Annotated in this window: 9 protein-coding genes and 2 tRNA genes; 9 read left to right on the top strand and 2 right to left on the bottom strand. The window is 68.7% G+C overall.

The window, feature by feature from the left end; translation table 11 throughout:
- Window positions 1-44 precede the first annotated feature (44 nt).
- Entirely contained in the window at window positions 45-2,591 is a 2,547-nt protein-coding gene (gene gyrA, locus Q0568_RS06475) for a DNA gyrase subunit A (RefSeq protein ID WP_298864063.1), read from the top strand.
- Window positions 2,592-2,610: 19 nt separating this feature from the next.
- A complete protein-coding gene (locus Q0568_RS06470) occupies window positions 2,611-3,015 on the top strand; it encodes a DUF3566 domain-containing protein (protein ID WP_298864060.1) in 405 nt (134 codons plus the stop codon).
- Window positions 3,016-3,241: 226 nt separating this feature from the next.
- Here Q0568_RS06470 and Q0568_RS06465 read toward each other — a convergent pair whose 3' ends face one another.
- Window positions 3,242-3,955 (bottom strand): VIT family protein, encoded by a 714-nt coding sequence (locus tag Q0568_RS06465; RefSeq protein WP_298864057.1) that lies wholly within the window; start codon window positions 3,953-3,955, stop codon window positions 3,242-3,244.
- Window positions 3,956-4,038: 83 nt separating this feature from the next.
- Here Q0568_RS06465 and Q0568_RS06460 point away from each other — a divergent pair, with 83 nt between their 5' ends.
- The 6 genes from Q0568_RS06460 (at window position 4,039) to Q0568_RS06435 (ending at window position 7,702) form a co-directional block, all read left to right on the top strand.
- The gene (locus Q0568_RS06460; protein ID WP_298864054.1) at window positions 4,039-5,352 is read left to right on the top strand and encodes a histidine kinase; all 1,314 of its coding nucleotides are present in this window, start codon (window positions 4,039-4,041) and stop codon (window positions 5,350-5,352) included.
- Window positions 5,340-6,041 carry a response regulator transcription factor gene (locus Q0568_RS06455; RefSeq protein ID WP_298864051.1) on the top strand — a complete coding sequence of 234 codons (702 nt, stop codon included), beginning with the start codon at window positions 5,340-5,342 and terminating at the stop codon, window positions 6,039-6,041. The genes Q0568_RS06460 and Q0568_RS06455 overlap by 13 nt, the downstream gene beginning before the upstream one ends.
- Window positions 6,038-6,832 (top strand): hypothetical protein, encoded by a 795-nt coding sequence (locus tag Q0568_RS06450; RefSeq protein ID WP_298864049.1) that lies wholly within the window; start codon window positions 6,038-6,040, stop codon window positions 6,830-6,832. The genes Q0568_RS06455 and Q0568_RS06450 overlap by 4 nt, the downstream gene beginning before the upstream one ends.
- A 115-nt stretch (window positions 6,833-6,947) precedes the next feature.
- Window positions 6,948-7,021, top strand: a tRNA-Ile gene (locus Q0568_RS06445).
- 37 nt (window positions 7,022-7,058) lie between these two features.
- Window positions 7,059-7,131 (top strand) — tRNA-Ala (locus Q0568_RS06440).
- A 226-nt stretch (window positions 7,132-7,357) separates the two neighbouring features.
- Entirely contained in the window at window positions 7,358-7,702 is a 345-nt protein-coding gene (locus Q0568_RS06435) for a TfoX/Sxy family protein (RefSeq protein WP_298864046.1), read from the top strand.
- 24 nt (window positions 7,703-7,726) lie between these two features.
- Here Q0568_RS06435 and Q0568_RS06430 read toward each other — a convergent pair whose 3' ends face one another.
- A complete protein-coding gene (locus Q0568_RS06430; protein ID WP_298864043.1) occupies window positions 7,727-8,566 on the bottom strand; it encodes a hydrolase in 840 nt (279 codons plus the stop codon).
- 48 nt (window positions 8,567-8,614) lie between these two features.
- Between Q0568_RS06430 and soxR the strand changes: the two genes are divergently transcribed.
- Window positions 8,615-9,073, top strand: a complete 459-nt coding sequence (gene soxR / locus Q0568_RS06425) for a redox-sensitive transcriptional activator SoxR (protein ID WP_298864040.1) — start codon at window positions 8,615-8,617, stop codon at window positions 9,071-9,073.
- Window positions 9,074-9,080: the final 7 nt, after the last annotated feature.

The following is a 9,080-nucleotide window of genomic DNA, read 5'->3' as shown; positions in this document are numbered from 1 at the left end:
GGAGTCCGGCAGTACCAGCATCCGAAAGCTGAGAAGAAGCGAACATGACTGACGAAGAACGCCCCGAGCCGGCACACGACCACGGCCGCATTGAGCAGGTGGACCTGCAGACCGAGATGCAGAAGTCGTACCTCGACTACGCCATGGCGGTCATCGTCGGGCGCGCGCTGCCCGACGTGCGCGACGGCCTCAAGCCCGTGCACCGCCGCGTGATCTACGGCATGTACGACGGCGGCTTCCGCCCCGACAAGTCGTTCTCCAAGTGCGCCCGCGTGGTCGGCGAGGTCATGGGTCAGTACCACCCGCACGGTGACTCGGCCATCTACGACACCCTCGTGCGCCTCGTGCAGCCGTGGTCGCTGCGCTACCCGCTGGCGCTGGGCCAGGGCAACTTCGGGTCCCCCGGAAACATGGGCGCCGCGGCCCCCCGGTACACCGAGACGAAGATGGCCCCGCTCGCGCTGGAGATGGTGCGCGACATCGAAGAGGAGACCGTCGACTTCTCGCCGAACTACGACGGCCGCACCGAGGAGCCCGACGTCCTGCCGTCGCGCTTCCCGAACCTGCTGGTCAACGGCTCCATCGGCATCGCGGTCGGCATGGCCACCAACATCCCGCCGCACAACCTGCGCGAGGTCTCGGCCGCGGCGCTGTGGGCGCTGGAGAACCGCGGCCTTCCCCGCGAGGAGCTGCTCGACGGCCTGATCGCGCGCATCCCGGGTCCTGACTTCCCGACCGGCGCGCAGATCCTCGGCACCAAGGGCATCCAGGAGGCGTACCGCACCGGCCGCGGCTCCATCAAGATGCGCGCGGTGGTCGACGTCGAGGAGATCCAGGGCCGCACCTGCCTGGTCATCACCGAGCTGCCGTACCAGGTCAACCCCGACAACCTCGCCGTCAAGATCGGCGAACTGGCACGCGACGGCCGCATCAACGGCATCGCCGACATCCGCGACGAGTCCTCCGACCGCACCGGCCAGCGCCTGGTCATCGTGCTCAAGCGCGACGCCGTCGCCAAGGTCGTGCTGAACAACCTGTACAAGCACACCCAGCTGCAGGAGAACTTCGGCGCGAACATGCTGGCCATCGTCGACGGTGTGCCGCGCACGCTGGCGCTCGACGGCTTCATCATGCACTGGCTCAACCACCAGTTGGATGTCATCGTGCGTCGCACCGCCTTCCGGCTGCGCAAGGCCGAGGAGCGGATGCACATCCTGCGCGGTCTGCTGAAGGCGCTGGATGCCCTGGACGAGGTCATCGCGCTCATCCGCCGCTCCCCCAGTGCCGACGACGCGCGCGAGGGGCTGAAGGGCCTGCTCGGCATCGACGACGCACAGGCCGACGCCATCCTGCTGCTGCAGCTGCGTCGCCTGGCAGCCCTGGAGCGCCAGAAGATCATCGACGAGGCCACCGAGCTCGAGGCGAAGATCGCCGACTACAAGGACATCATCGCCACCGAAGCCCGCCAGCGCGAGATCGTGCGCAACGAGCTCACCGAGATCGTCGACAAGTTCGGCGATGAGCGTCGCACGCACATCCTGCACGGCTTCGACGGCGACATGTCCATGGAGGACCTCATCCCCGTCGAGGAGATGGTGGTCACCATCACCCGCGAGGGCTACATCAAGCGCACGCGCAGCGACAACTACCGCTCGCAGCACCGCGGCGGCAAGGGCGTGAAGGGTGCGCAGCTGCGCGCCGACGACCTGGTGGAGCACTTCTTCGTGACCACCACGCACCACTGGCTGCTGTTCTTCACGGACAAGGGCCGCGTGTACCGCACCAAGACGTACGAGGTGCCCGAGGCCGGGCGCGACGCCAAGGGCCAGCACGTCGCCAACCTGCTGGCGCTGCAGCCCGAGGAGAAGATCGCGCAGGTCCTGGCGATCAGCGACTACGAGGCCAAGGACTACCTGGTGCTCGCCACGCAGGGCGGCCTGGTCAAGAAGACCCGCCTGGCCGACTACGACACCAACCGTCAGGGCGGCGTCATCGCCATCCGCATGCGCGAGGGCGACGAGCTGGTCAGCGCCAAGCTGGTCAACGCCGACGAGGACATCCTGCTCATCAGCGCCAAGGGCATGTCAGTGCGCTTCCACGCGACCGACGACGCGCTGCGTCCGATGGGCCGCGCGACCGAGGGTGTGCGGGGCATGAAGTTCAAGGACGACGAGGACAGCCTGCTCTCGGCATCCGTCGTCGCCGAGGATGCGTACGTGTTCACCGTGACCGACGGCGGCTACGCCAAGCGCACCAGCGTGGACGAGTACAAGGTGCAGAAGCGCGGCGGAACCGGCATCAAGGTGGCCAAGCTGAGCGACGAACGAGGCGTTCTCGCGGGCGGTCTGATCGTCTCCGAGGACGACGAGGTCTTGGTGGTTCTGTCCAGCGGCAAGGTGGTACGCTCTGCCGTGGCCGAGGTGCCCTCCAAGGGCCGCGACACCATGGGAGTCGTGTTCGCACGCATGACCGGCAAGGATCGCATTCTCGCCGTCGCCCGCAACAGCGAGCGCGGAATGGATGAGGACGAAGAGGCGGGTGCCGAGACCTCACAGGCCCAGACCCCCGATGCTGAGACCCCCGAAGCCTGACCCCGAAGAGAGCTGAGCAATGAGCACAGTCGCAGACAAGCTGGCGAAGAAGTCCACCCGCCGCAGCGGTGGCAAGCAGGTGCGCCTGCGTCTGGTCTACGTCGACTTCTGGTCCGCGGTCAAGCTCTCCTTCCTGGGGGCGGTGGCGCTGGCGATCGTCACGATGGTGTCGTTCTTCCTGGTGTTCCTGGTGCTCGACGCCACCGGCGTGCTGGCGCAGACCAGCTCGATCCTGGACTCGGTCACCGACGGATCCATCGACCTGAAGAGCCTCATCGGGCTGCCCCAGGTGATGGCGTTCGGCGCCGTGGTCTCAATCCTGAACCTCATCGTGTTCACCGTGCTGGGCGCCGTGGTCGCCGGAATCTACAACATGGCGGTGAAGGTGACCGGGGGGCTGCTCGTCGGGTTCATGTCGAACTGATTCCTCTGAGGAGTATGCCCCTTTCGGATTCGGGAGGGGCATATTCGTCTGTGCTGTCCGGGCGCGGAGATGTTCTCTTCGTTCGCAGAACGGGGGACCCCTCCGCTTCGCTCCTCCCCGATGCTCACTCCGAGAACACCTCCGCACCCTCCTCGTGCGGGTTTCCTCAGCTGGGTCGCTGAGCCTGTCGAAGCGTCGGCGCGACGAGCGTGAAGTGGAGAAGAGTTCAGACCATCCCGGTGGTGCCGAGCAGGGTGCCGATCAGCCAGGTGGCCACCAGGGCGAGCGCTCCGCCGAGCACGAGGCGGAGGGATGCCCGGATCGGGTTCGCGCCGCCGATCTTCGCGGAGATGAAGCCCGTCAGCCAGAGTGCGACCAGTACGGCCAGGAACGTGATGGGCACGCGCAGCGAGGGCGGTGGCAGCAGGATGGCCAGCAGGGGCAGCAGCGCGCCGATGGTGAACGAGATGGCCGACGAGATCGCGGCGTGCCAGGGATTGACCAGGTCGTTCTGATCGATCCCCAGCTCCACCTCCAGGTGGGCGGCCAGGGCGTCGTGCTCGGTGAGCTCGACGGCCACCTGGCGGGCGGTCCGCTCGCTGAGTCCGCGCGCGCGGTACAGGTCGACGAGTTCCTCGAGCTCCTCGTCCGGCATGGTGCGCAGTTCTTCGCGCTCCTTGTGGATCAGCGCCTGCTCGGTGTCGCGCTGGCTGCTCACCGACACGTACTCGCCCAGAGCCATCGAGATCGCGCCGCCGACCAGACCCGCCAGCCCCGCGACCAGCAGCGCCGCGTTGTCGGTGGTGGCGCCGGCCACGCCGACTACCAGGGACGCCACCGAGACGATGCCGTCGTTCGCGCCGAGCACGCCCGCCCGCAGCCAGTTCAGTCGCTGGCTCAGGCCGGCCCCGTGCGGCTCGTCGTCATGGGCATCCGTCATGGTGACAGTTTAGGGAAAACCCGAATCCAGCTGGAGGGCTGGCCCCGTGTTGCGCAGAACCGCGCCACCGTAGCGTATTAGCCATGACCACGAATCCGACTCCCCTGGTGCCGCCGACAGCGGCCCCCGCCGCAGGACGGTCGGCGGATGCCGAGCGGCCGCCGCTGCGCATCCTCCTGACCATCCTTGAACTCGCAGCCCTCGGCGTGATCGGATCCGCCGTGCTGGGCATCCTCTCGGCGACCCTCGGCGTGGGGCTGGGCATGCTGTTCGTCTTCGGCGCCGGCGTGTTCGTGCTGCTCGGGCTCGTCTACGCCCTCTACGGCGTGGCGTGGTTCGAGGTGCGCCGGGTCGGCGACCTGTACGCGCAGGACCTCCCGGATCTGCAGTGGCGGCCGCGCACGCGCCCCGGATTCTGGGGCTGGGTGCGCAACGTCGCACGGCAGAGCATCGACGGACGCATGTGGAAGGTCATCCTGAATCTGGTCCTGGCCTCGATCGCCGGCACGATCGTGCTGCGCCTGGCCTGGGGTGCGGTGTGGTCGGGCTTCACCGCCTTCGCACCGCTGACCGGCAGCACCGACGGTGTGGACGGCCCCTGGGGCTTCAGCATCGCCACCGAGTGGGCTCCGCTCGTCGGCATCCTGGGCGTGCTCGCCTCGCTGGCCGGCATCGTGGGACTGGCGCTGCTGCACCGCACGCTCAGCCGCAGCCTGGTCATCCCCGACCGCGCCGCTCAGCTGAGCGAGCAGGTGCGCACCACCTCCGCGCAGCGTGAGGGCGCCGTCCGCGCCGCCGACCTCGAGCGCACCCGCATCGAACGCGACCTGCACGACGGCGTCCAGCCGCGACTGGTCTCGGTGGGCATGACACTGGGGCTCGCGCAGCAGAAGATCGACACCGACCCGGTGGCGGCGAAGGCCCTGATCGACGAGGCGCACACCTCCACCAAGGCGGCCATCACCGAACTGCGGCAGCTGGCGCGCGGCATCCACACCTCCGTGCTGGACGACCGCGGTCTGGACGCCGCGCTCTCGGCGCTGGCGGGCCGGTCGCACATCCCCGTGCAATTGGACGTGCGCATCGAGCCCGGCGTGACGGGCGCGGGCAGCGGATGCCGGGATGCCGAGGCCGCCGTGTACTTCGCCATCGCGGAGTCGCTGACCAACGCGGCCAAGCACTCCCGGGCCAGCGAGTGCCGCATCGTGGTGCGCCCGCGAGACGGCGGCCTGTGGGCGCGCGTCGAGGACAACGGCATGGGCGGTGCGCAGGTGCAGCCCGGCGGCGGCCTGGACGGCATCACCAACCGCATCCTCGCCGCCGGCGGCACGTTCCGCCTGGACAGCCCCGCCGGCGGTCCGACCAGCCTGGAGGTGATGGTGCCATGCGCATCCTGATCTGCGAGGACTCCGTGCTGCTGCGCGAGGGCCTGGTGCGCCTGCTGGAGGATGCCGGTCACGAGGTGATCGCCGCCCTCCCGGACACTCACGGACTCACGGACGCCGTGGTCGAGAAGGATCCCGAGCTGTGCATCCTGGACGTGCGGCTGCCACCGACGTTCACCGACGAGGGCATCCGCGCGGCCCTGGAGATCCGCGCCGCGCATCCGTCCCTCCCGCTGCTCGTGCTCTCCCAGTACGTCGAGGAGCGCTACGCGAGCGACCTGATCGCCGCCCAGAGCGGATCGACTCAGGGCGGAGCGCTCGGCTACCTGCTGAAGGACCGGGTGGCGGACGTCGCCGAGTTCATCGAGTCGGTCCGGCGCATCGAGGCTGGTGCGACCGTGCTCGACCCCGAGGTGGTCGCGCAGCTGCTGACCCGCCGCAACAGGGACGAGCGGATGCTGCGCCTGACCGAGCGCGAGCGCACGGTGCTCGCGCTCATCGCGGAGGGGAAGCAGAACAGCACGATCGCCGAGCTGCTGTTCCTCAGCGAGGCCAGTGTCGAGAAGCACATCACAGCCATCTTCCAGAAGCTCGGGCTGGAGCCCGAGGACGGCAATCGGCGGGTGCTGGCGGCACTCGCCCACATCGAGAGCACGGGATCTGCGGATGCCGGACACGAGACTCAGGGAGGTCTGCGATGAGCAGCACGAAGAAGAGCGTCGGAGCGCTCACGGTGGTTCTGGCGGTGGTCGGCGGAGTGACGCTGCTGGGCGCCGGCGGGACGGCGGCGTTCGCCGGGGCGCGACAGGTGGCGAGCTCGGGCGGCGGCCTGCAGGCCGACGTGCAGGGGGTGTCTTCGCTGGACCTCGAGGTCGGCGTCGCCGACATGACCGTGGAGTTCAGCTCCGAGGTCGAGAAGGCCGAGCTGAGCATCGAGCAGGGCTCGACCACCGGATGGTCGGTGAATCGCGATGGTGACGAGCTGAAGGTCCGCAGCCCGAGGAATGATTTCTGGGGGTTCCATCCGTTCTGGACAGGCGATGACCAGCGTGCCACGCTGCTGCTGCCGGACTCGCTGCGCGGCATCGACGCCGATCTCAGCCTGGATGCCGGATCCCTGTCGGTGGACGGCGACTTCGCCGAGCTCGGCCTGGATGTGAACGCCGGAGCGCTCACCGTCGCGGGAACCGCCAAGACTGTGGATGCCGAGGTGAACGCCGGCCGCGCTCAGCTCGACCTGAGCGGTGTGCAGACCGTGGACTATTCAGTCAGCGCCGGGCGCCTGACCTCGACGCTGACGACCGTGCCGGACCAGGTCGACATCGAGACGTCGGCCGGCGCGGCGGAGGTGACGCTGCCGCGGGCGGAGTACGACGTGCGGCAGGACGTGTCCTTCGGATCGCTGGACAGCCGGCTGACCGAGCGGCCGGGGAGCGGGCACGTCGTGAAGGTCTCGGCATCCGCAGGCAGCGTGACACTGCGCGAGGGGTGACCCGGTGGGCGGGGCTTCGGCCCCGCCCACTCCGGCGCGCCACGCCCGGCATGCGGGCGGTGGTCGGCCGATTCGCTTTTCACCCCTGAGATCCGGTAAAGTCTTGGAGGTTGACGGGGCTATAGCTCAGGCGGTTAGAGCGCTTCACTGATAATGAAGAGGTCCCAGGTTCAAGTCCTGGTAGCCCCACTCCGTTCGCGGAACTCCTGCGGTGTCCGCGCCGTTCGGGGCCTTAGCTCAGTTGGTAGAGCGCCGCCTTTGCAAGGCGGATGTCAGGAGTTCGAATCTCCTAGGCTCCACAGACGAGAAGCGCCGGCCCGAAGGGTCGGCGCTTCTCGTCTATCAGGCTGAGTGATTCGAACTCGTCGCGCGCAGCGCGACGGAAGTTCGCGGGCCCACGGAGCAGAGGCTCCGCGCGACGCGAAGCGGCGGGTGGAGAGCGACGGGGACTCCTAGGCTCCACAGTCAGGGCCCCGGCACATGCTGAGGCTTCTCGTTTCTGCGCCGCAGTCGTATCCTTCCGGAATGACGCCCTCTCAGGAGCAGCTCCCCGAGCGCATCCGCGTGCTGATCGCCGCCCAGCCGGTGCAACGCGAGGTGTCGATGTTCGGCGGGCGCTGCTTCATGGTGAACGACAAGATGATCGTCGGCGCGCAGAAGCACGGCGACCTGCTGGTGCGGGTCGCGGCCGAACGGCACGACGAACTCGTGCAGCGCCCCGGTGCGGCTCAGGCCGTGATGGGTCCCGGCCGCGAGATGGGACCGGGGTGGATCACCGTGGATGCCGGCGAGCTGGACGACGAGCAGCTGGCGGGCTGGATCGCGGTGGCGCTGGAGTACAACGCGCAGGTCACCGGGATCGGCGACTGACGGCCTGCGGTCTCTGGCCGCAGCTCAGCCCGGCCCCGTGAGGTGGTCGAAGTCGCCGCGCACCCAGGCCGCGTGCCTTCGTGCCGACGCGAACATCTTCTCGCGCGCATCGCTGGCCAGCCGATGCCGGAAGTTTCCGTACAGGCGGTCGAACTCGTAGCGGCCGACGTGTGCGGCGACCCGCTCGGCGACGTCGCCCGACAGTGGCAGGTGGTTCGGGTACGAGCGCATGAACGCCACGGTCTGGAGGTCGGGGTTCACGAACAGGGTGTCGCCGGCCAGCACCACGCCCGCCCCGTCCTGCCCGGGCCAGTGCACCACGACGCTGCCCGGGAAGTGCCCTCCCGGCTGCGAGGCGACGACGTCGGGGACGATCTCCACCACGTTCTCCCACACGCGCAGTTGGGCGGGTTCGTAGCCGAGCCAGGAACGATCCGCCGCGGACACGTAGACCGGGGCGCCGCCGAGCGCGTGCGACCACACCGACTGAAGTCCATACATGTGCGGATGCGATGCGATGATCCCCCGCACGTCGCCCAGCCGGCGCACGGCATCCACGGCCGCGTCGGTGATCGCGGCCGGAACGTCGAACAGCACGTTGCCGCCGTCGGTCACGATCAGCTTGGCCTGCTGGCCGATTCCGGTGCCGTCCACCACATCGAGACCCCAGAGCCCGGGCTCTCGCTCAGTCAACTCGATCCGACCGGTGAAGTCGGCCGGGTCCACCCACCGCTGCCCGGTCAGAGGGACGTACTGCCGTTCATCGGCGCAGATCGGACAGACGTCGGGCAGGCCGTCCGTGGACCGCTCGACACCGCAGGTCGCGCACTGAACGAGGTGAGGAGGAAGCTCCATCATGGTCATGAGAACAGCATCCGACTTCAAGTGCGCTTGAAGTCAAGCCTTCCTGCGATGCAGACTCGTGTCGTGCTGAATGACGAGCTCACGATCGGCGATTTCGCGGACCGCGCGGGTGTCGCGACGTCGGCGATCCGCCACTACGAGCAGCAGGGACTGCTCACCAGCACGCGCACGACCGGCAATCAGCGGCGCTTCGCGCGCTCCGTGCTGCGTCGCATAGCCGTGATCCAGGCCGCCCAGCATGTGGGCCTCTCGCTCGCCGAGATCAAGGACGCGTTCGCGCAGTTCCCCGCCGAGCACGCCCCGACCAAGCGCGACTGGGCGCGGCTCGCCCGCGAATGGCGTCCCCGGCTCGATCGTCGTATCGCCGAGCTCGAGCAGGTGCGCAACGGCCTGGCGATGTGCGTGGGATGCGGATGCCTCTCGATGCGCCAGTGCGCCATCTACAACCCCGACGATGCTCTCGCCGAAGGCGGCTCCGGCGCGCGGCGCATCTTCCCGCAGCACTGAGTGGCGG

This window comes from uncultured Microbacterium sp., from assembly GCF_937927635.1.
Lineage (GTDB): Bacteria > Actinomycetota > Actinomycetes > Actinomycetales > Microbacteriaceae > Microbacterium.
This window is presented reverse-complemented; position numbering and strand designations above follow the sequence as displayed.

What these genes read in the sequence shown, in the direction of transcription:
- Q0568_RS06470 (WP_298864060.1), top strand. Translation starts at nt 2,611, where the DNA reads ATGAGCACAGTCGCAGACAAGCTGGCGAAGAAGTCCACCCGCCGCAGC.
- gyrA (WP_298864063.1), top strand. Translation starts at nt 45, where the DNA reads ATGACTGACGAAGAACGCCCCGAGCCGGCACACGACCACGGCCGCATT.
- soxR (WP_298864040.1), top strand. Translation starts at nt 8,615, where the DNA reads ATGCAGACTCGTGTCGTGCTGAATGACGAGCTCACGATCGGCGATTTC.
- Q0568_RS06450 (WP_298864049.1), top strand. Translation starts at nt 6,038, where the DNA reads ATGAGCAGCACGAAGAAGAGCGTCGGAGCGCTCACGGTGGTTCTGGCG.
- Q0568_RS06465 (WP_298864057.1), bottom strand. Translation starts at nt 3,955, where the DNA reads ATGACGGATGCCCATGACGACGAGCCGCACGGGGCCGGCCTGAGCCAG.
- Q0568_RS06435 (WP_298864046.1), top strand. Translation starts at nt 7,358, where the DNA reads ATGACGCCCTCTCAGGAGCAGCTCCCCGAGCGCATCCGCGTGCTGATC.
- Q0568_RS06455 (WP_298864051.1), top strand. Translation starts at nt 5,340, where the DNA reads ATGCGCATCCTGATCTGCGAGGACTCCGTGCTGCTGCGCGAGGGCCTG.
- Q0568_RS06430 (WP_298864043.1), bottom strand. Translation starts at nt 8,566, where the DNA reads ATGACCATGATGGAGCTTCCTCCTCACCTCGTTCAGTGCGCGACCTGC.
- Q0568_RS06460 (WP_298864054.1), top strand. Translation starts at nt 4,039, where the DNA reads ATGACCACGAATCCGACTCCCCTGGTGCCGCCGACAGCGGCCCCCGCC.